19 protein-coding genes, 1 tRNA gene and 1 riboswitch are annotated in these 20,494 nt (G+C 45.6%); of the genes, 5 read left to right on the top strand and 15 right to left on the bottom strand.

From position 1 onward, the window contains the following. Positions 1–97 precede the first annotated feature (97 nt). Positions 98–781, top strand: coding sequence for an N-acetylmuramoyl-L-alanine amidase family protein (locus AC1DVJ_RS14540; RefSeq protein WP_477591802.1), 684 nt, complete (start codon positions 98–100; stop codon positions 779–781). 1 nt (position 782) lies between these two features. Here AC1DVJ_RS14540 and AC1DVJ_RS14535 read toward each other — a convergent pair whose 3' ends face one another. The 6 genes from AC1DVJ_RS14535 to AC1DVJ_RS14510 form a co-directional block, all read right to left on the bottom strand. Next, positions 783–1,586: a divergent polysaccharide deacetylase family protein gene (locus AC1DVJ_RS14535; protein WP_477591800.1), complete on the bottom strand. Its 804-nt coding sequence runs from the start codon at positions 1,584–1,586 to the stop codon at positions 783–785. Between the two features lie 152 nt (positions 1,587–1,738). Beyond that, entirely contained in the window at positions 1,739–2,839 is a 1,101-nt protein-coding gene (gene ispG / locus AC1DVJ_RS14530; protein ID WP_477591798.1) for a flavodoxin-dependent (E)-4-hydroxy-3-methylbut-2-enyl-diphosphate synthase, read from the bottom strand. Positions 2,840–2,936: 97 nt separating this feature from the next. Further along, a complete protein-coding gene (gene clpX / locus AC1DVJ_RS14525; RefSeq protein ID WP_477591796.1) occupies positions 2,937–4,205 on the bottom strand; it encodes an ATP-dependent protease ATP-binding subunit ClpX in 1,269 nt (422 codons plus the stop codon). A gap of 12 nt (positions 4,206–4,217) precedes the next feature. Next, on the bottom strand, positions 4,218–4,808 hold the full coding sequence (gene clpP / locus AC1DVJ_RS14520; RefSeq protein ID WP_028556985.1) for an ATP-dependent Clp endopeptidase proteolytic subunit ClpP: 591 nt from the start codon (positions 4,806–4,808) through the stop codon (positions 4,218–4,220). Between the two features lie 195 nt (positions 4,809–5,003). Next, positions 5,004–6,305, bottom strand: a complete 1,302-nt coding sequence (gene tig / locus AC1DVJ_RS14515; protein WP_477591794.1) for a trigger factor — start codon at positions 6,303–6,305, stop codon at positions 5,004–5,006. Positions 6,306–6,416: 111 nt separating this feature from the next. Next, positions 6,417–7,328: a VHS/ENTH/ANTH domain-containing protein gene (locus AC1DVJ_RS14510; RefSeq protein ID WP_477591792.1), complete on the bottom strand. Its 912-nt coding sequence runs from the start codon at positions 7,326–7,328 to the stop codon at positions 6,417–6,419. Between the two features lie 165 nt (positions 7,329–7,493). Here AC1DVJ_RS14510 and AC1DVJ_RS14505 point away from each other — a divergent pair. Both AC1DVJ_RS14505 and metE read left to right on the top strand, forming a co-directional pair. Continuing rightward, positions 7,494–7,567 (top strand) — tRNA-Arg (locus tag AC1DVJ_RS14505). 232 nt (positions 7,568–7,799) lie between these two features. Beyond that, a riboswitch (cobalamin riboswitch) is annotated at positions 7,800–7,998 on the top strand. 264 nt (positions 7,999–8,262) lie between these two features. Further along, the gene (gene metE / locus AC1DVJ_RS14500; RefSeq protein WP_477591790.1) at positions 8,263–10,563 is read left to right on the top strand and encodes a 5-methyltetrahydropteroyltriglutamate--homocysteine S-methyltransferase; all 2,301 of its coding nucleotides are present in this window, start codon (positions 8,263–8,265) and stop codon (positions 10,561–10,563) included. Between the two features lie 59 nt (positions 10,564–10,622). On the opposite strand, the gene AC1DVJ_RS14495 is transcribed toward metE, so the two are convergent. Both AC1DVJ_RS14495 and AC1DVJ_RS14490 read right to left on the bottom strand, forming a co-directional pair. Then, on the bottom strand, positions 10,623–10,754 hold the full coding sequence (locus AC1DVJ_RS14495) for a hypothetical protein (protein WP_477591788.1): 132 nt from the start codon (positions 10,752–10,754) through the stop codon (positions 10,623–10,625). Between the two features lie 185 nt (positions 10,755–10,939). Further along, positions 10,940–11,053 carry a DUF4023 family protein gene (locus AC1DVJ_RS14490; protein ID WP_082595252.1) on the bottom strand — a complete coding sequence of 38 codons (114 nt, stop codon included), beginning with the start codon at positions 11,051–11,053 and terminating at the stop codon, positions 10,940–10,942. A gap of 167 nt (positions 11,054–11,220) precedes the next feature. Here AC1DVJ_RS14490 and asnB point away from each other — a divergent pair, with 167 nt between their 5' ends. After that, positions 11,221–13,065, top strand: a complete 1,845-nt coding sequence (asnB, locus tag AC1DVJ_RS14485; RefSeq protein WP_477591786.1) for an asparagine synthase (glutamine-hydrolyzing) — start codon at positions 11,221–11,223, stop codon at positions 13,063–13,065. Positions 13,066–13,122: 57 nt separating this feature from the next. On the opposite strand, the gene rdgB is transcribed toward asnB, so the two are convergent. The 3 genes from rdgB to AC1DVJ_RS14470 form a co-directional block, all read right to left on the bottom strand. Next, the gene (gene rdgB, locus AC1DVJ_RS14480; RefSeq protein ID WP_477591784.1) at positions 13,123–13,770 is read right to left on the bottom strand and encodes an RdgB/HAM1 family non-canonical purine NTP pyrophosphatase; all 648 of its coding nucleotides are present in this window, start codon (positions 13,768–13,770) and stop codon (positions 13,123–13,125) included. Beyond that, positions 13,754–14,512: a ribonuclease PH gene (rph, locus tag AC1DVJ_RS14475; protein WP_477591782.1), complete on the bottom strand. Its 759-nt coding sequence runs from the start codon at positions 14,510–14,512 to the stop codon at positions 13,754–13,756. The genes rdgB and rph overlap by 17 nt, the downstream gene beginning before the upstream one ends. Before the next feature lie 181 nt (positions 14,513–14,693). Continuing rightward, positions 14,694–15,743, bottom strand: a complete 1,050-nt coding sequence (locus tag AC1DVJ_RS14470; RefSeq protein WP_477591780.1) for a GerMN domain-containing protein — start codon at positions 15,741–15,743, stop codon at positions 14,694–14,696. Positions 15,744–16,000: 257 nt separating this feature from the next. Between AC1DVJ_RS14470 and AC1DVJ_RS14465 the strand changes: the two genes are divergently transcribed. Next, positions 16,001–16,963, top strand: coding sequence for a phosphatidylglycerophosphatase A family protein (locus AC1DVJ_RS14465; RefSeq protein WP_477591778.1), 963 nt, complete (start codon positions 16,001–16,003; stop codon positions 16,961–16,963). Positions 16,964–17,407: 444 nt separating this feature from the next. Here AC1DVJ_RS14465 and AC1DVJ_RS14460 read toward each other — a convergent pair whose 3' ends face one another. The 4 genes from AC1DVJ_RS14460 to AC1DVJ_RS14445 form a co-directional block, all read right to left on the bottom strand. Beyond that, positions 17,408–18,385 carry an MBL fold metallo-hydrolase gene (locus AC1DVJ_RS14460; protein WP_477591776.1) on the bottom strand — a complete coding sequence of 326 codons (978 nt, stop codon included), beginning with the start codon at positions 18,383–18,385 and terminating at the stop codon, positions 17,408–17,410. A 10-nt stretch (positions 18,386–18,395) separates the two neighbouring features. Further along, entirely contained in the window at positions 18,396–19,127 is a 732-nt protein-coding gene (locus AC1DVJ_RS14455; RefSeq protein ID WP_477591775.1) for a class I SAM-dependent methyltransferase, read from the bottom strand. A 45-nt stretch (positions 19,128–19,172) separates the two neighbouring features. After that, complete coding sequence (locus AC1DVJ_RS14450) at positions 19,173–19,847, bottom strand: DUF6483 family protein (protein WP_477591773.1); 675 nt, start codon at positions 19,845–19,847, stop codon at positions 19,173–19,175. Positions 19,848–20,000: 153 nt separating this feature from the next. Further along, positions 20,001–20,222, bottom strand: a complete 222-nt coding sequence (locus AC1DVJ_RS14445; protein ID WP_028556998.1) for a helix-turn-helix domain-containing protein — start codon at positions 20,220–20,222, stop codon at positions 20,001–20,003. Between the last annotated feature and the right edge of the window lie 272 nt (positions 20,223–20,494).

Raw genomic sequence — 20,494 nt, 5'->3', positions numbered from 1 at the left:
TTAATCCAATCCATGCAAACTTTTGCATCACGTATGATAGCCTCCTTGCGGAAGAAGGATAAGGGTAGATATTCTTGCAAAAAGGATGTGGCGAGATTTGAAGCAAAACCTATTGATTATCGTACTTACACTAATTCTTTGTGTGCCAAACTCACAAACAATAGCAGCTGCGTCAGCTAACGATCCCTTGCTTCCTTCTGCAGATGTGATTCTAGATGTCGGACATGGCGGAATCGATAGCGGAACCATGGTTGGCAAATATGAAGAAAAAGATATGAACCTTGCCATCGCCAAGAAAACATATAAGTCTCTTCAAAAAAGAGGCTATCGGGTTATCATAAATCGAACCGAGGATTATGCTTTGAGTGATGATAACAAGTGGTCCTACGGGGGGAGACACCGCAAAGATCTGGCGCAACGTTCTGGACTAGCCAACACCATCAAGCCGAGTATGATGCTTAGCCTGCATATTAATTGGTCCAAAAAATCGGGTACACGAGGTCCACTTGTTATTTATCAAAATCAATCTGAAAGTATTTTGCTAGCAAGTCTACTACAAGATTCTTTGAATAAAGTCTATGGAACGGAATGGCTCCCTGTTCTTGGCAAAAAGTATCATGTAATCAAATACACAAAATGCCCTACCGTCATCGTTGAACTCGGATTCCTATCCAATAAGTCGGATCGCAAACTGTTGAATGATAGTCATCATCAATCCAAACTTGCCAAAGCGATTACACAGGCGGTCGAGCAATATTTTAGCATGACCAATCCGAAGTAGCTTATTTAACCATTTGTGAAATGGGGACAAAGGTGGCTTCCTTTTGAATACTAGGAATTGCCTCTTTAATCACATGTGCCGTCTTCTTCCCAGGAGGGCCGACATGTCCAATAGCAATCACTTCATCTTTGTCATGAATTAATTTCTTCAGCTTGACCATTTGCTTATTAATATGACTGTACGTATACAAATCATCGAAAAATAGCTGATTGTCCGCATGCGGTACGCCACGTGAATCTGCAATTTTGCCAATTAAGCTCTTCGGCGTTGTCCGACTATCCAGCAATATCAGATTTCGTTCTTTGCAAATCTCTATAAGGATCTTCATTACTCTTTCATCCGCTGTCGCTTTGGAGCCCATATGATTATTAATACCTATGGCAAAAGGAACATCCTCAATCGCCGCTACCATGCGTTTATGAATTTCTTCGCTGGATAAGTCTGTTGTTATTGCACCTGGACCCAACCAACTCTTCTTCCCTCTTACAGGCTCCATTGGCAGGTGCAGGATAACCTCTAATCCTCTATCATGAGCTAGCTGTGCATCCTGCTTGGTTGAGGGCAGGAAGGGCATGACAGCCACTGTGAAGGGAATGGGCAGCTTAAGCATTTCAGCTGTACCCTCCATATTATTACCAAAGTCATCAATGACGATGGCTACCTTCTTCGTCACGGCTCCTGTGGGCTGCTGCAGGTTCAAACCGGGCTCTGCTCCTGAATACCCTGGATTAATTATCAAGATAGTCCCGGCAATAAAGGTAAGTGCCACCTGTCGACATACTGCAAATGTTGGAAAAAACTTCATCTTCTTCTCCTCCTGTAAATTAAGCCATGCTTTCCAGTTTTACTCATTATGCTTCTCTTCCTCTTCAAATATGCGTATAGACATGGGCATACAAAAAACCGTTAAAGACCTCAAGGCTGAGTTCTTTAACGGTTTGTATTTGTTGTATTATCTTAGTGCTCTTTGCGTCCAGGAATGACCCCAGTCTGTTCATAGGAAGCCACAATAATATCAATTTCCTTTTTCAACTCCGTAAGTAGTTCTGCCTCAGGAACTTTACGAATCATCTCTCCATAACGGAACAACATGCCTTCTCCGCGAGCTCCCGCGATACCAATATCCGCTTCTCTCGCTTCACCAGGTCCATTCACGGCACAACCCAAAACTGAAACCTTAATAGGCACTTTGATTTTAGCAATGTAATCCTCAACTTCATTCGCAATTGAGAATAAATCAATATCCAAGCGACCACATGTCGGGCAGGAAACCAGCGTCGCGGCGTTCGTAATCAAACCAAACGTCTTAAGTAGCTCTCTTGCGACCTTGATCTCTTCTACGGGGTCAGCACTCAAAGAAATACGAAGTGTGTTACCGATACCCATATTCAGCAGAGTTCCTATCCCAGCAGCGCTTTTCACAGCCCCTGTAAAGAGCGTCCCAGCTTCTGTAATCCCAAGATGAAGCGGATAGTTAAACGCCTTCRCAGCCTGTGAATACGCAGCAATGGCCATAGGGACATCAGAAGCCTTCAAGGATACGATGATATCATGGAAATCGAGTTCTTCCAAAATGTTAATATGGAATAAGGCACTTTCTACCATAGCTTCAGGCGTTGGATACCCATACTTTTCAAGAAGATGATTCTCAAGAGAGCCCGCGTTAACACCAATACGAATTGGAATTCCGCGCTCTTTACATGCCTTAACAACCGCCTCGACCTTCTCACGGCGACCAATATTACCTGGATTAATACGTACTTTGTCAATCCCATTCTCAATCGCGGCAAGCGCCAAACGATGATCAAAGTGGATGTCAGAGACAAGTGGAATATGAATTTGCTTCTTGATTTCCTTAATGGCTTCTGCGGCTTCTTTATTGTTTACGGTCACGCGTACTAGCTGGCAGCCTGCTTCTTCTAGGCGAAGAATTTCCGCTACTGTCGCTTTCACATCAGCCGTTTTCGTTGTGCACATGCTCTGCATGATCACTTCGTTACTGCCACCGATCGTTAGATCGCCTACACGCACGGCTCTAGTATCTCTTCTATGGAACATTTTGGTTTCTCTCCCCATGACACCAAACATCCTCCGCTCCAATTCCCAGAATTGGAAATCGGATTGGAGGCTGCCTGTTATTTTATTAAATTATATGTTAAGCACTTTCTTCCTTCTTCTTACCGGATGACTGTGCACCCTCTTTGGTTGTCAGAACAGGCGTGATCTTGTTTTGGATCGTTTCTTTGGAAACGACACAAGTAGTTACGTCTGTTCTTGAAGGAACTTCAAACATCACATCAAGCATAATGCTTTCAATGATGGCTCTCAGACCACGAGCACCAGTATTCCGTTTAATCGCTTCTTTGGCAATAGCATCAAGTGCTTCTGCGTCGAATTCAAGCGATACGTTATCCATCTCGAGCATCTTCTGGTATTGCTTCACAAGCGCGTTCTTAGGCTCGGAAAGAATACGCACAAGGGCAGCTTCATCAAGCGGCTCTAGCGTTGAAATGACCGGCAAACGACCTACGAATTCCGGAATCAATCCGAATCTCAATAGATCCTCTGGAAGGACCATGGATAGGTATTCACCTGGTTTCAAGTCAACTTTCATGCCATCTGTGCTAAAGCCAATGACTTTTTTACCGATTCTACGTTTGATAATTTGCTCTAATCCATCAAAAGCTCCGCCACAAATAAACAGAATATTCGTCGTGTCGATTTGAATGAATTCTTGATGCGGATGCTTACGACCACCTTGAGGAGGTACGGAAGCTACTGTGCCTTCAAGAATTTTGAGAAGAGCTTGCTGTACACCTTCACCAGAAACATCGCGTGTAATGGATGGATTCTCGGATTTACGTGCAACTTTATCAATCTCATCAATATAGATGATGCCGCGCTCTGCTTTTTCAACATCATAATCAGCAGCTTGGATAAGTTTGAGTAAGATGTTCTCAACATCTTCACCCACATAACCAGCTTCTGTTAAGGAAGTTGCGTCCGCAATAGCAAAAGGCACATTTAAAATTTTCGCAAGAGTTTGCGCAAGAAGTGTTTTACCACTACCTGTAGGTCCTAAAAGCACGATATTACTTTTTTGAAGCTCAACATCTTCAAGCTTGTTCTGGGAATTGATCCGTTTGTAGTGGTTATATACTGCAACTGCCAACGATTTCTTCGCTTGTTCTTGACCAATGACGTATTGATCCAAAATATTACGAATTTCTTTTGGTTTCGGAACATCCTTCAGATCTAGCTCTTCTTCATGCCCTAATTCTTCTTCTACAATCTCCGTACAAAGCTCTATGCATTCATCACAAATGTAAACTCCCGGTCCGGCAACAAGTTTGCGCACTTGGTCCTGGGATTTTCCACAAAAGGAACATTTGAGTTGGCCTTTTTCATCGTTAAATTTAAACATGGGATCACTCCTTTATTTCAAGTCGTTTCGAGTGATAACCTCGTCGATTAACCCATATGCCTTCGCTTCATCAGCGCTCATAAAGTTATCTCGGTCGGTGTCTCTTTCGATCTTTTCAAGCGGCTGTCCCGTTCGGTCCACGTAAATCTGGTTGAGTTTATTCTTGGTCTTGATAATCCAATCCGCATGGATTTTGATATCGGTTGCTTGACCTCTAACACCGCCGAGCGGTTGGTGAATCATTACTTCTGCATTCGGCAGCGCGTATCGCTTACCTTTGGCTCCTGCCGTCAAAAGCAAAGAACCCATACTTGCGGCCATACCTACACAAATCGTAGATACATCCGGTTTAATAAACTGCATGGTATCAAAGATACCCATTCCAGCCGTAACAGACCCACCAGGTGAGTTGATATATAAGTGTATATCTTTTTCAGGGTCCTGGGCGGATAAAAAGAGCAGCTGGGCAATGACCAAATTAGCCACATCGTCATCAATAGCGGTCCCGATGAAGATTATGCGGTCCTTAAGTAAACGCGAGTAGATATCGTAGGAACGCTCCCCACGAGCCTCTTGTTCTACAACCATAGGAATAAGACTCATTGTACCAACTCCTTTTGCGGCAATCGCCATGTTCTCTCATTTGAGATTCATTTACAGTTTAACACGATTGGGCAACAATGTCATTTTTCTGAAATCAGCTATGTAAGCGGTAATACGTATGTACTAAGGAGTTTAGACGTAAATTAGGGTAAAAGAAAGGCACGTTGCTTGCGTACGTGCCTTTACTTACCTTATTTACACGGCTGCGGAAACATGCTTGCTATTTTGAAGCAAGTAATCAACCGTTTTTCTGATAACTAGATCGTTGCTAAGACCTTCAAGAGATCCGTTTGAAGCGAACAGCTCACGAAGCTCAGCTGTTGATTTTTGGTATGACGCTGCATATTTCTCAAGTTCCACGTCAACTTCTTCATCGGATACTGTGATTTTTTCTGCAGCTGCGATAGCTTCAAGAACAAGGTTGTTACGAACACGCTTGTCAGCATCTTCTTTCATTTGTTCTTTCAACGCGCTCTCGTTTTGACCGGAGAACTGGTAGTAGATCTCAAGCGTCATGCCTTGGGAGCGAAGACGTCTTTCGAATTCTTTAACCATGATATCAAGCTCAGATTCAATCATCGAACCTGGAATTTCAACTTCTGCGTTAGCAGCAGCTTTCTCAACAACAGCTGTTTCTAGAGCAGCTTCGGAATCTTTCGCTTTACGCTCTTGCATACGTTTTTGAAGCTCTTCTTTGTACTCGACAAGTGTATCGAACTCACTTACGTCTTTTGCGAACTCATCATCAAGCTCAGGCAGGTTTTTGCGTTTGATGTCGTGAAGTTTCACTTTAAACACAGCAGCTTTGCCTTTCAGATCTTCGGAATGGTAGTTTTCAGGGAAGCTGACGTTAACGTCTTTCTCTTCGCCTTTACCAAGACCTACGAGTTGCTCTTCAAAACCTGGGATGAAAGAGTTGGATCCAAGCTCAAGGGAATACTTCTCCGCTTTACCGCCTTCGAATGCTACTTCATCAACGAATCCTTCGAAATCGATGATAACTACGTCGCCGTTAGCAGCTTGTCCTTCTTCAAGAACAACCAATTCAGCGTGACGTTGTTGCAAACGTGTAAGCTCTTCATTCAATTCATCTTCAGAAACCACAGCGTTAACTGCTTCTACTTCGATTCCTTTGTAATCGCCAAGCGTTACTTCAGGCTTCACAGTTACTTTCGCTTTGAATTTCATAACTTGACCTTTACCAAATTGCTCAACGTCTACTTCAGGGCGATCAACAGGCTCGATTTTAACCTCTTCAATCGCTTCAACGTAAACTTCTGGTAAGATGATGTCGATCGCATCTTGGTACAAGCTCTCAACGCCAAATTTAGCTTCAAAGATTGAACGTGGCACTTTCCCTTTACGGAATCCTGGAACATTCACTTTCGCTGATACCTTTTTAAATGCCTTATCCAAAGCATCTGCAACGCGCTCTGCCCCAACTTCAACTTCAAGAACGCCAACGTTCTTCTCTATTTTTTCCCAACTTGCTTTCATTTTATGCCTTCCCCTCCAAAAATGTATCATGACAATATATTTTTCACGTTAAGCTCATTATAACCATTCTATTATACCATATAACATTTTCATTTCAAGCGAGCTTTGTTCTTAGCTAGGATCTGGGCTAAATTGCTTAACAAATGCGGTAAGCACGTTGTGCGCCCTCTTCCATTGCAACGTCATCTCATCCACAATTCCATAGGTCTCTAACAACTCATCGCGATCAACCGTACCAAACAATTTGTCTTGCAAAATCGCATGCAGCGCGGAGGCCCACACGTCTACCGCACTTTCTTCTGTCCTTAGTAACTCAGAGTATATCGAAGTTCCATATGCATAGGCAAGAAACTCCTGCCAAGTCTGGGTAGCAAAGTAGACAAAGTCAGGCTGGCTTATTTCACTAATGTCCCCGACTCTGCGAATCATATCACGAATTCGTAATGGAAAATCCTCCGCTGTTAGCGGCGTCTCTTCGATTTCGACGAGAACGGTTTTACCATTTTTGGGAAACTCGATATAACCATGCTCCCCCATCTGTTTTAGCGTCTGAAGGGCTTTGAATTGAAGATGAGGGTGTCTTGCCCTTTCGCAAAGCCAGGTTTTCACGTACTGGCTCACCTCAGGTTGTTCGATATAAGCAAGCTGCTCCAAGGCACTAACTTGATCTTCTAACGTACCCTCTTGGAGCATCGTTTGAAGTTTGCGAACAAATACACCATCATCCGAAGCTGCCTTCTCATGAATGTATTGCCGCAATAAAGCGGATTCTTCCTCGGAATCCTCTTCTTCTGTTTCTGTTGATGGAAACATCGTTTCCGGAAACATGGTGAGCAACCAGTGGCGCAGGGCTTCCCATTGATCAGACTTATCGGCATCGACATTGGGAAATTGCAAAAGAAAAGTAAGCATCTCTAGTGCTTCTCTATATTGCTCGGAGCGTAACAGCTTCGTTAGCTCGTCTTCATAGAACTGCACTGTTTTAGGAAAAAGAATGACATTATCCAAATTAGGGTCTGACATAGGGATCACCTCTGTTCGTGGTCTCGCTTGTGCCAGTTTACTCCATCGCCCAAATGATTGCAAAAATAAATATTAAACGAAGTGTTGACTTCCTACAAAACGATATGATATTATAACTCTTGCTTCGCCAAACGGATTATGTCCAGGCGGTAAGAAGTGACATGGGTCTCAGTAGCTCAGCTGGATAGAGCACACGCCTTCTAAGCGTGCGGTCGGGGGTTCGAATCCCTCCTGGGACGTTGCAGTAAGAGGAAAGACCGCGAGAAATCGCGGTCTTTTTTTGTATTCAATCATGCAAATCAAGCGGCTACGCCGCCAAGGTAGGGACGAATTCTGAAGTTAGTCGATTTATTCGACTAACTCCATCTGCAGGGCGCCCGCCCTACACAAATCCGCTTGAAACAAAGCGGATTTGTGCTATAAAAACAAAGTCTTTGCATACTCAAAGATTTCATGTATAGTATTCATCAATTGCATATTGTGGGAATAGGTGCTCTTGTTTAGCCAATAAACGAGAGCTTAAAAGGGAAGTTCGGTGCAATACCGACGCGGTCCCGCCACTGTAACAGAGGAGTCGACGCCACCGGTGCCACTGATCGAAAGATCGGGAAGGCGAGCGTTTGACGAGGATTCTGGAGCCAGGAGACCTGCCTAATTCTGACAGCACTGTTTTACCTACGGGAGATAGGGAGGTGTTAGAGATCGTAAACACTGTATACACATACACAGGGTATCTTTAACCTTTTTTATTAAGGTTAGAGATGCCCTTTTTTTAACCACATAAGAAAGTATAAGTTTTCGGCTCTCGAAAACTGCTTTCTTATTGGCGATAAAACCTACATCTAAACGCGGTCGCTCATCAATGAACGGCCTCGATAGAGGTTTTCTCATTTTCCGGGATTCGTAAACAAGAAAAATTGAGGAGGATTACCCCATGTGTGCATTGATAAGCAGTAATTTAGGATATCCAAGAATTGGCGAGAACCGCGAGTGGAAGAAAGCGTTAGAGGCCTTTTGGGCCGGCAAGCTAGACGAGCACGAGTTTACAAAGCAAATCGAAGACATCCGTCTAAATAACCTGCGCCTGCATCAGCAAAAAGGCATTGACCTTATACCTGTCGGTGACTTCAGCCTTTATGATCACGTGCTGGACACATCCACGATGTTCGGACTTGTTCCTAAGCGTTTCCCCTATGAAGGCGGCGAAGTTCCACTTGCCACTTACTACGCGATGGCTCGCGGCAGCCAAGGGGCTACAGCTTGTGAAATGACCAAATGGTTCAACACCAATTATCATTACATCGTTCCTGAATTACAGGACGCACAGCCTGCACTTACGATCAACAAGCCGCTAGAGGCCTATAGGGAAGCTAAACAAAAGCTGGGTATTCAAGGCAAGCCTGTGGTTTTAGGCCTTTTCACTTTCCTTAAGCTAGCTAAGGGGTATAAAACAGAAGAAATCGATGGCCTAATCGAGTTGTTTCTACCGCTCTATTCACGTATTTTGACGGAGCTGGCAGAGGAAGGTGTGGAATGGGTACAGATTGATGAGCCAATTCTCGTGCAGTCTTTAAGCTCAACAGATTTAGGACGTATAAAGCATATCTACGCGACGCTAAAGGCAGCTGCGCCGTCACTAAAAATCATCATTCAAACGTATTTCGATGCCGTTGATCATTACCAGGATCTTATTTCGCTTCCCGTTCATGGGATTGGATTTGATTTTATCCATGGATATGAGTTGAACTGGCGTCATCTCCAGACACATGGGTTCCCAGCGGATAAAGTACTTGGCGTTGGTATTGTGGATGGACGCAATATTTGGCAGACGGATTTGAGCAAGCAGCTTGATTTCCTTGCTCACCTTGAAGCAATCGTTCCTTATGAGCGCATGCTGCTGCAGCCTTCATCCAGCCTGCTTCATGTTCCTGTTTCAACTCGTAAAGAAAGTAAGCTTGAGCCTGTATTGCGGGATGCTCTAGCATTTGCGGAAGAAAAGCTGACTGAACTTTCGATCTTGACCAGAGCTGTTCAACACGGCCAAGATTTCATTCAATTGGAATTAGACATCAACCAAAAGGCGATCGCGAAGCTTAATGCTTCCTCCTATCGGAATAAAGCTATAGTCCAGCAAGCGATTGCGAATATCGGGCTACAGCGCTCTGATAGAAATAGCAGCTTCTTAACACGCAGAGGTCTTCAAGCAGCAAAATGGCAGCTTCCATTCCTGCCAACTACGACGATTGGATCATTTCCACAAACGGCCGAGGTCCGTAACGCTCGTAAAAATTGGCGCAGCGGCGAATGGAAGCCTGAGCAATATGAGTCGTTCATTCAAGATCAGATTACGGAATGGATTAAGCTGCAAGAAGAGCTTGGACTAGATGTGCTTGTACACGGGGAATTCGAGCGTACGGATATGGTTGAGTTTTTCGGCGAAAAACTGGATGGCTTTGCTTTTACCTCGAACGGCTGGGTTCAGTCCTATGGTTCTCGCTGCGTGAAACCGCCAGTTATTTTTGGCGATGTGGAATTCGTCCAAGAGATGACGGTCAAAGAGACGAAGTTCGCCCAATCGCTTACTAAGAAACCGGTTAAGGGCATGTTGACAGGTCCGATCACGATTCTTAACTGGTCATTCGTGAGAAGTGATATTTCCCGTGAACAGGTTGCTTACCAAATCGCGCTAGCTCTGCGCGAAGAAGTTGAAGCACTTGAAAAAGCGGGTATTGAGATGATCCAAGTAGATGAGCCTGCGTTGCGAGAAGGTTTACCTTTGAAAAAAAGAGACTGGCAAGCTTATCTCGACTGGGCTGTACTCGCCTTCCGTTTGTCCACAGCAACAGTCGGTGATGAGACGCAAATTCATACGCATATGTGTTATTGCGAGTTCCATGATATTATTGACGCCATCCGCGCTCTAGACGCTGACGTTATCTCTATTGAAACCTCGAGAAGTCACGGTGAGCTGATCCATAGCTTCGAGGAGCATACGTATGACCAAGGAATCGGGCTTGGTGTCTATGACATTCACAGTCCGCGAGTCCCATCCGTAACTGAAATGGTAGAAATGATTGAGCGTGCTCTTCAGGTGCTAGAGCCTGAACTATTCTGGATTAATCCGGATTGTGGCTTGAAAACACGAGGAAAAGAAGAGACTATCGCTGCTCTACGCGTGATGGTTGAGGCCGCTAAACTGTTCAGAGCAAGCCGAAGTGATCTTATCCCTTCTTAAGATATGTATAAGAAAAGCACCCCTGCTGCTTCTGCAAGGGTGCTGCGATTACMTTCCTTTTACACAGATGGCCTGTTCGGTTGATGGTGACCTGGCTCCGTCGAATCCAGATTCGATTGAATACGCGATGATTGCTTCGAGTGATCGACTGCACTTTGGGTTTTCTGGTCCATACTTTTCTTTTTGCCCATGGTAAGCAACTCCTTCTACTCATAGAATGAAAGCTACATTAGTATGGAGGGTTTCCGTGCTGAATATGCTGGATATTCTAGGGAGCGCTTAGATTTGAAGTGCTTATGCCCGGATTCCGAGCCTATCTAAAACAAAGAGCCTGTAGGGATCAATCCCTACAGGCTTTTGCTCATGCCAAACGACGTTAGTGCATCTTATGAGGCAAATTCTTGCCTGTATGACCGTCACCTTGTGTCCTTTTATTCTTCTCGGCTTTCCTCTGCTTCTCATGCAGCTTGCTAATGAAATGACTATCCATGAGCACTCGCCTCCTGAAGAAAGAATGGCATTACCCTTTTATCATGTGTCGGTAGCTCAAAATTTAAACACCCTGCAGCTCTCCCGCTTTCTGGACAGACATTTAATACCTTCCATTTGCATACCCTTTATCATTATGCTCTCTCCAAAAGAAAGGAAGGAACGTCTATGTGCGGAATAACGGGTTGGATAGATTGGCGGAAAGACTTGACCGGGTACCCGTCCATTCTAGAAAATATGACGGAAACGCTCCAACTGCGTGGACCCGATGCCTCAGGCACCTGGATTTCACAGCATTGTGCCCTTGGACATCGACGTCTTAGCGTGATGGATCCTGAGAACGGCGCTCAGCCAATGGTCCGCAAACAAGGCGACTATACGTATACCATCGTATATAATGGCGAACTCTATAATGCTCCAGAGTTAAAAAAGGAGCTTGAGCTCCGCGGTCATCACTTTCGCACGACTTGTGATACCGAAGTGCTGCTGGTTGCTTTCATTGAATGGGGAAAAGCTTGCATTGACCGCTTGAACGGTATTTTCGCCTTCGCGGCGTGGAATGATCAAGAACAATCACTAACCTTGGTACGAGACAGACTCGGCGTAAAGCCGCTTTTTTATTCTCATCAGGATAGTGTGCTATTGTTTGGTTCTGAACCGAAAGCGATTCTAGCTCACCCTGATTTCAAAGCAGAGGTTGGCGCTGAAGGCTTAGCAGAAATATTCGCAATTGGACCGGCTCGGACGCCTGGACATGGGATTTACCGCAACATGTCGGAGCTAAAGCCAGGTCAGTTTGCTATTTTCGACCGCAACGGATTATCTATTCGAACGTATTGGAAGCTGGAAAGTCATCCGCATCCTGACGATATTCCCGCTACCGCCGCACAGGTACAGCATTTGCTAAATGATACCGCCGCGCGCCAGTTAGTCTCTGATGTTCCCATTTGTACGTTATTGTCCGGCGGTCTTGATTCTAGCGCACTTACCGCGCTCGCTGCCGCTCATTACAAAGAAAGCGGGCAAGGGCCGCTCCACACCTTCTCCGTTGACTACAAGGATAATGATAAGCATTTCAAGGCGAATATTTTCCAACCCAACTCGGATGCACCTTGGATCAAGCGCATGACCGACCATTTGGGCACCGAGCATCATTATATTGAATTTGATACGCCTGAGCTCGTAGAATCCTTGAAGGCCGCTGTGATAGCTCGTGATACCCCTGGGATGGCCGATGTCGATGGGTCTCTTTATTTATTTTGCCGCGAAATTAAAAAGGAAGCCACGGTTGCCATCTCTGGTGAAGCAGCCGACGAAATATTCGGTGGATACCCTTGGTTCCACAATGAAGAAGCGCTCGAAGCGAACACGTTCCCTTGGTCACTCAAGCTTGCAAATCGGGTCGATCTGCTTGCGCCGGACTTCAACGATTGGATTAAACCTGTTGAGTACGTAAGCAACCGGTATCAGCAAGCCTTAAGCGAGGTACCTCGCTTAGCTGGTGAAACGAAGGCACAGAACCGGATGCGAGAAATGTCCTATTTGAACATTACGCGCTTCATGCCGACTCTTCTGGATCGTAAGGATCGTATGAGCATGGCCGTTGGCCTCGAGGTCCGCGTTCCGTTTTGCGATCACCGACTTGTTGAATACGTGTGGAACATTCCTTGGGAGATTAAGACTTCGGGAGATCGGGAAAAAGGCATTTTGCGTAAAGCATTAAGAGGCGTATTACCTGAAGATGTGCTCACACGGAAAAAAAGTCCATATCCCAAAACACACAACCCGAATTATTTAACAGCTGTACGAAAATGGGTACTGGAAATTCTGGATGATCCTTCGTCCCCTATCTTACCTTTCATCGATGTCAAAAAGATTCGCGCACTCGCAAGCTCAGAGTCGAACGATTTCGATCTGCCGTGGTTCGGTCAGTTAATGACGGGTCCTCAGCTATTCGCTTATTTGGCTCAAGTGGATATGTGGCTGCGGACATATAAGATATCGATTAGGTAGAAAATGAAAAGACCTGCGTCCACAAATTCATGTGGTTGCAGGTCTTTTTTGCTTATATTAGTTGGTTTGATCCGGAAGTTGATCTAAGAACATGCGAAGAGCTTTGGCGCGGTGGCTCATTTCATTCTTCTCTTCCACTGTCAGCTCTGCCATCGTTCGGCCTAGGGATGGAATATAGAACAAGGGATCGTAACCAAAGCCACCCTCGCCTCGTTCCTCATGAATAATGTACCCCTGGCAGACATCCTCAGCTTCGATCACTTCATTCGCCACGGGATCAATCAAGGTGAGCGCACAAACGAAGGAAGCCTCACTTAGTAACGGGGGATGGCCTTCCCCAACAGACAGCTCACTTTTATCCTTCAGCTCATGTAAAACTTGGATAAGCCGTGCATTATTGTCAGCATCCGTTGCGTCTTCCCCCGCGTAGCGAGCCGAAAATACACCTGGATCACCACCTAATGCCGTAACGCATAATCCAGAATCATCAGCAAGTACAGGTACATGAAGATGCGCGGAGATAATCTGTGCCTTGATCCGCGCATTTTCAGCAAAGGTTTTACCACTCTCAACGATTTCCGGTAAATCCGTGTAATCCGCCAAGCTGCGAACTTTATATCCTTTAGCTCCGAAAAGCTTCGCGAACTCCTTCACCTTGCCTTCGTTACGCGTTGCGATGACGACAAAATTACTTTGTAGCCGCATGCTGAGCACCTCGAATACGATCAGCGATCGGTCCTAGCACACCCGATTGCACTTCAATCATGGTGTTAATACCTGCTTCGGCTAACGCCAATAATTCATCCAGCTCCTTACGGGAAAAAGGTGCATCCTCGCCCGTTCCTTGGACTTCAACGAATTGACCTTGCCCCGTCATAACGACGTTCATATCAACCTTTGCTTTAGAATCCTCTTCATAATTAAGATCCAGCTTTGGTGCATCACCAATGACACCCACGCTGACTGCTGCAAGGAAATCGTTTATTGGAAACTTGCCTAAATGTTTATCATTCGCAAGCTTGTTCATGGCAAAAGCCATTGCAACAAATGCGCCAGTAATAGACGCTGTTCTTGTGCCGCCATCAGCTTGAATCACATCGCAGTCCAATGTTATGGATCTTTCGCCTAGCGCTTCCAAGTTGACAACGGAACGAAGTGCCCGCCCAATGAGACGTTGGATTTCCATCGTCCGTCCACCGAGCTTACCTTTTGCCGCTTCACGTTGATTCCGAACTTGCGTTGCTCGCGGCAGCATGGAATACTCTGCTGTAACCCAGCCTTTCCCTTGCCCTTTCATAAAAGGGGGAACACGTTCTTCAATCGTAGCTGTACAAATGACTTTCGTATCCCCTACCTCAATGAGGACCGAGCCTTCTGCGTGTTTTATATAATGAGGGGTTATTTGCATAGGTCGCAGTTCTTGATCGGTTCTTCCGCCAATTCTCATAAATGTCTTTCTCCTCCTGTTGCTCCATCTAATGCGCTGATCCTTACGCCCATTGTAACAAACTCACCAAGGAAAAGCATCCTGCCGCAAATGAATACGGAATAAATCGAAAAACTACTAGGTTACTCCCCTGTTTGTGAACAGTTGGGTAACCTAGCAGTTCGTGGGTTCATCTGATCTTTTAGAGCTTAGAAGCAGGATTGATATGGGTAGGTCGAAGGACAGGCTTACTATAGTTTTGATTATCCGTGGACGTAATCTTCACTGCGCCATCCACTTTAATTTGCACTTGTTTAAAAGTAGTATTCTCTGTTAAAGACAAGATGACAGATTGCAACGCATCCGCAGAAGCTTTCTGATCAGCACCTAGAAGCTTATTGGAGAAATCCACCGTGATGAGTCCCTCGCCTGGCTTGATGCTATTCACGATCGTTGTTGCATTCAAGACAGCTCCAAGGCCCTTCTTCTGATCCGGCCCTTTAATCAACTGCTCCACAACCGCCTTAGCAACATCATCTGTTCGCTTAATAAGGCGAGTCACAGGGACATAATATTTGTAATTTTGATCATTTTGATTTAAGAAGTAGAGGGTTACCGGTGTGGCTTGACCAAATTCAGTATCCTCTGCTTTCTCCAAATTGATCCCCATAGAACGAGCTAATGGCGCATCCAGTGGTGTCTTTCCTTTCGGCATTTCTTTCAAATCCTTGCCGTCCACACGCAGCTGAACCTTATCAATCGTAGGGAAGTTCGTTAAGTTCCACGTAATGGCCTCGAGAAGCTTACGCTCATCCTTCACATCATAGTTGAGGAACTCCTTGGAGAAATCAACCGTGGCGCTTTTGTCTGCTTTCACATTTAAGCTAATGACTTTAGTCCCTTTAGGTAGTAGAGCTTGGAACCCGGAAGGCAGCTGACTCGTTTCTGGTCCGCCGTCTACCATGTTCTCTAATGTTGTTTTAGCAACGGAGAGTGTCTTAGGTAATGCTAGACTTAACGGAGTGACAAAGCCTTTAGCATCTTTCACATAAACGGTCATCTGGGATGTAATATCTTCGGTCATGTCGACTGTAACCGCAGCTGAAGTCGTTTTCGCGTCTACCTCTGCACCCGTTGTCGGAGGTGCATCGATGTCACTCTTCTTTCCGCTGCCCAAAATCGAACATCCCGTGGTCAGTAGAACAATCACCCCCGCTAAAGCGGCTGAACGTATCCAATGTTGATGTTTCATTTGCTTATTTCCTCCTTCGAGTTTTGCTATTCGCATGGCCTGTACGATGCTTTTTCGTATTATTATGTATACGAGGCTTTGTCCGATTTATAACTACTTTTTGTCCACCTTTTCGTAAAAAATCCACTTGTTATTTATATAAGTAACCCATCTTCGTCAATTCGAACTCATATGCTATACTGAATACCTGTACGAACTCAAAATATTCATCAAGTGAAACATAACCTTATTGATATTTGAACAAGGAGGTGCTTGTTATGAGAACATTTTTGAAAGAAAAGACCCTCATTTTCAATGAATTTCGAGAAGAGGTTTTCAGTCATTATCCACAAGCTGTCATCGAGGAAGCTGTTGCAAGATTGCTCGTTGAAATAAAAGGCATTAAGAAGATCCCCACCGACTTGATCACAACCACCTTATTAGGTGTCTTAAGTAAAACAGAAACATTTAACGTCATGTCCACCCTGATGGAGCTGCAGAAAAAGGTGAAGCATGATGCTGAGCTGCTAGCCAGCATGAAAGATCCTGCCTATAACGTACATCGCACCATTGCGATGTCGATCTGCGGTTTATATGGAAGCGGTGCGATATCGCTTTTCGGCTTCATCGACTGTAAATTCCGCTTCTTTTTTCCCACAAAAAGACCCAAATCCTTCATCTCCAAGGGAATTTGTGCGATTGTCGCATCAACCGCCAGTGTGATTATTTCGGATAGTGTGAAAAGCGATTACTCCAAACGCAATCTGCAGATGCTCGAGGCACGAGGGGTGCTTTTGGATGATATGGTCGAGATTCTTGATCAGCTGCAGCGTCCCTACAATCCAGATATGCCACGAAGTCTCTGCGAGGAAAATATCCTAGCCGTACTTCGCAAGCAGCAAACCTTTCATGCACTTCAGCTCGCGATCAAAATCGATACGGCTGTCGAAGCCAAAGAATTCAATCCCCAATACAATCACATTGTAGGGATGGACGAAGGTCTCTTCGGCGTAGATGAAAGCATCGCAACCGCTGTCCCCCTCATGTACGGGACCATTGCACTCACGAATTTCGGATACCTCGATAAAGCAAAAATTGGAATTATCGAAAGGCTCGATAGTGATCACGCGGATGGTAAATGCAATACCTTTATCGATGATATGGTATGCGGTATTGTGGCGGCGGCTTGTGGTCGGTTGGCGCATAATCATACACCGACGTATAGTAAGCCGTTGAAGTGAGACAAGTACAAACAACCAGTACCCAATTGCTTGGTTACTGGCAGTCTCAAAGTAGCTATTTTTTCAAACGATTAAAAGCTGCAGACCGCTTTCCTTACGTGAGTTAGTCGGTTTAGTTCGAAATTGTCGAATTAATCTCACTGACTGCGTCATTAATTTTTAATTAGTTCGAAATAACCTAACTAAATCGCCCCAAACAACCCTCACGCAAGAAGATTAAGTAGATAGTTCGGCGGAATCTGACTATTGGTCATTTTTAACTTGGAAGCCTCGTTTTAATTCGGTAATATCGGACTAACGCAGCTTCCGGCGAAGAGCTAAACACAAAGGAGCTAAGCCGCATTTAAGCAGCTTAGCTCCTCTTTGATTTTAAAAATTCACTTTTCTAACTCTCGAGAATGACCTAAGTCAATAACTAGTACTTTTGGACACCCTCTTCTTTCGTTATACGGTTGTCGCGACGTAGTACACACGATCTGCAAGCGGATCCACCTGCTGGATGCGGCCTTCGGCCTCCAGCAGGATCAAGTGCGCGATCGTCTCCGACAGCGCGAATCGCAGCTGATGGACGCTCAGCCGGTCGCCGAACGTCGCCCGGCACACCTCATAAGCGCTCTGCGGTGCGCTTAGCTGCCCTGCCATGAGCGCGAGCCGCTCATGGTGATGGCGCACAAGCTCCTCTGCGCGCGCTCCAAAGCCCTGCCACGGCTCCCGGTGCCCCGGGTAAGCCATCACAACCGACAGCCTGCTGATCTCCTGCAGGCTGCTCAGGTACGCGCCGAGCGGGTTTTCTTCCACCTGCGGGAGGAAGGAAACATTCGGCGATATTTGCGGCAGGACGTGGTCGCCGCAAAACATCACCTGCGCCTCAGCGTCGTAGAAGACGAGATGACCCGCGGCATGGCCGGGGGTCTCGATGGCTTCATAGACGCGGTCGCCGAGGCGCACAGGCCCTTCCCGCAGCAGGGTTATCTGCGGCTGCGGGGAAACCAACTCGACGAAGCTCACCATGTGCTTCGTCATCTCTTCCAGCCCGGCTTCGGGGAAGCCGTGCCGGGCGAAAAGCTCTAGGAGCAGCGGAGACATCGGCTGCTCTGGGCCCCAAAGGAGCTGCACTTGCGCGTATCCGGTCTCCGATAGGAGAACCGGCGCGCCCGTGCGCTCCTGGAACCAACCGGCCATCCCGTAGTGGTCGGGATGGTGGTGGGTGAGCACGATTTGTTCGATGTGCTCGAACCCAATCCCTTGCTCCTGCAGCACCTGCAGCCAGAGCGCCTCAGCATCCGGTGTGTGCAACCCTGGATCGATCACGGTATATCCGCGGCTGCCGCGAATTAGGTAGGCATTCACCCAACGTAAAGGGAATGGCAATGGCACCTTCACTTGTGTAATTTCATCTGTATGTACAATCACGACGTTCATTTCCGAGTTGTCATCCTTCCTTATGTCCAACAAAAATCATCCGACTTGAAGCCTCTGGCGAATAAGCCTGTCCTTCATAGCCCCCGTAAACATGATCAATGTGTAAACCAGCTTTTTGCATCATAGCCTCAAAGACCGGACGCTCATACAGCTTAACCTGCTCCAAATAATGACGATCAGGTTCTCCCTCTTGCGAGATCACGATCCGTTTGCGCACACAGCCATCTTCGATCACCCTCGTCTCGCGAATGGTCAAATCATTTTCCTTACGTTCAGACTGCGCCACCAAGTTCGCCTTCACAAAGACTGGATTCAGAAAATCGATGATGAATCGACCTTCTTTTTTTAACAGCCGATGCATTTCATGAAGCACCTTCTCGTTCTGCTCATCCTCATCAAAATAACCGAAGGACGTAAACAAATTCACAACTGCATCAAACGGCTCGCTTAACGGCACATCCCGCATATCCCCGTGAACCCAATTCACTTGCCCATCTCCATCGAGCTTGACCGCTTCCTGCAGCAGCACATTTGACAAATCCACACCAGTCACTGTAAAACCAGACTCCGAAAGCGCCATCGAATGCCGCCCCATCCCGCAGCACAGATCCAAAAGACGAGCCCCTTGCTCCAGATCTAACCAATTCACCATTTTTTTCACTTCGTGATAAGCGCCTTGCATGTCTCTATGTTTATAAACAAGTAAATAGTCATTTCCAAAACTTTCTTGGTACCACGCCATCTTTTCAACACCTTCAGCTTTATGATTAAAATTCTACGAATAAAATTATAAGAGCAGCCTTTGTTTCACAATCCGCAAACCCTCAATCGCTTCTTCCTTGCTAAAATTACCCGCCTTCAATTGCTCGTCCTCTACCTGCAACAGCTTTTCGTAAAAAATAAGACCCTGCCTCGGCAGCTCTGACTTCTGGGGATAGTCTTCCATATAATAAAACAAAACATCTTCGACCTTCGCATAATTGCCTTGTTTCTCATAATGTGAAAAAAGCATCCTCAGCGGCTCTTCTGGGATTTCCCAGCCTTTAAGATGATCCAAGCTCTGGGCCATACGAGAGGCAATTTCCTGATTGACCTCATCTTCCGGCTCAACTTCTTCCGATAGTGACAAATGTAAAAGCAGATCCAAGGACTTCAGGTATGCCCAATAGGCCTCGCCTTTCTCCTCATGCTGGTATAGCAAATGACCTCTCCCCACAAACATATCACTGATCACGAGTGCCTTCGCCGTATCAATACTCCCCTGGTAGGATAGCAATTCTAGAATATCCTTACTGGACAAAGACTGGAGGGAACGAATATTCAAACCCAATAAATGACGACTGACTTCATCTAACTGTCTCTGCGCATCCTCAATCGGGATATGTTCTTTATTAAAAAGAATCCGATGCAGCACCACCGTCAATTGTTCAATCTGTCGCATCAAATAATCACGCCTGAACATCTGTAGCAGCCCCTTTCGGTTTCAAATACACCTCAATTCAGCTTACCACGCCTAGCGATGAAACTCAAAAATAGATCACTATTCAAACATAAAAGCCCCCGTTTCCCTCCGAAGGAGGGTGGGTGGCTTGCATGGATCCCTTTGCTGACGGAATCAGATCTTTAATTCCCCAAGCTTAATCAGTTCTACAACCGCTTGTGAACGACCCTTTACGTTCAGCTTTTGCATGACGTTCGATATATGATTCCTCACAGTCTTTTCACTTATGAAAAGCTGCTGTGCGATATCCTTTGTCGTTTTGTCCTGCACTAAGAGTTCGAATACTTCGCGTTCGCGGTTCGTAAGTAAAAATTTGTTTTTGTGGTCGCTGCCCATGGATGTGTGTCACCCCTCCTTGCTCGGGTATTGGGAATTACAAGGTTAAGGGATACAGTCAAAATTAGTTTATGAAGGGCTGGTGTCAATGGTGCGGTATCTAGAGAAAAATAGGCGGAATACTTTCAACTGTTTAGAAGCCTATACAAGTTATACATTAACTGGATTTTCCGCAGCTATTTCTTGAGAATTTCATCGAAATACCCGATTAGATGGAAAAAATGTAGTTATTTTCACCCATTTCTTTCGATCACGCTAAAATGAGATAAATT

This window comes from Paenibacillus sp. P4_A9, from assembly GCF_056402415.1.
This window is presented reverse-complemented; position numbering and strand designations above follow the sequence as displayed.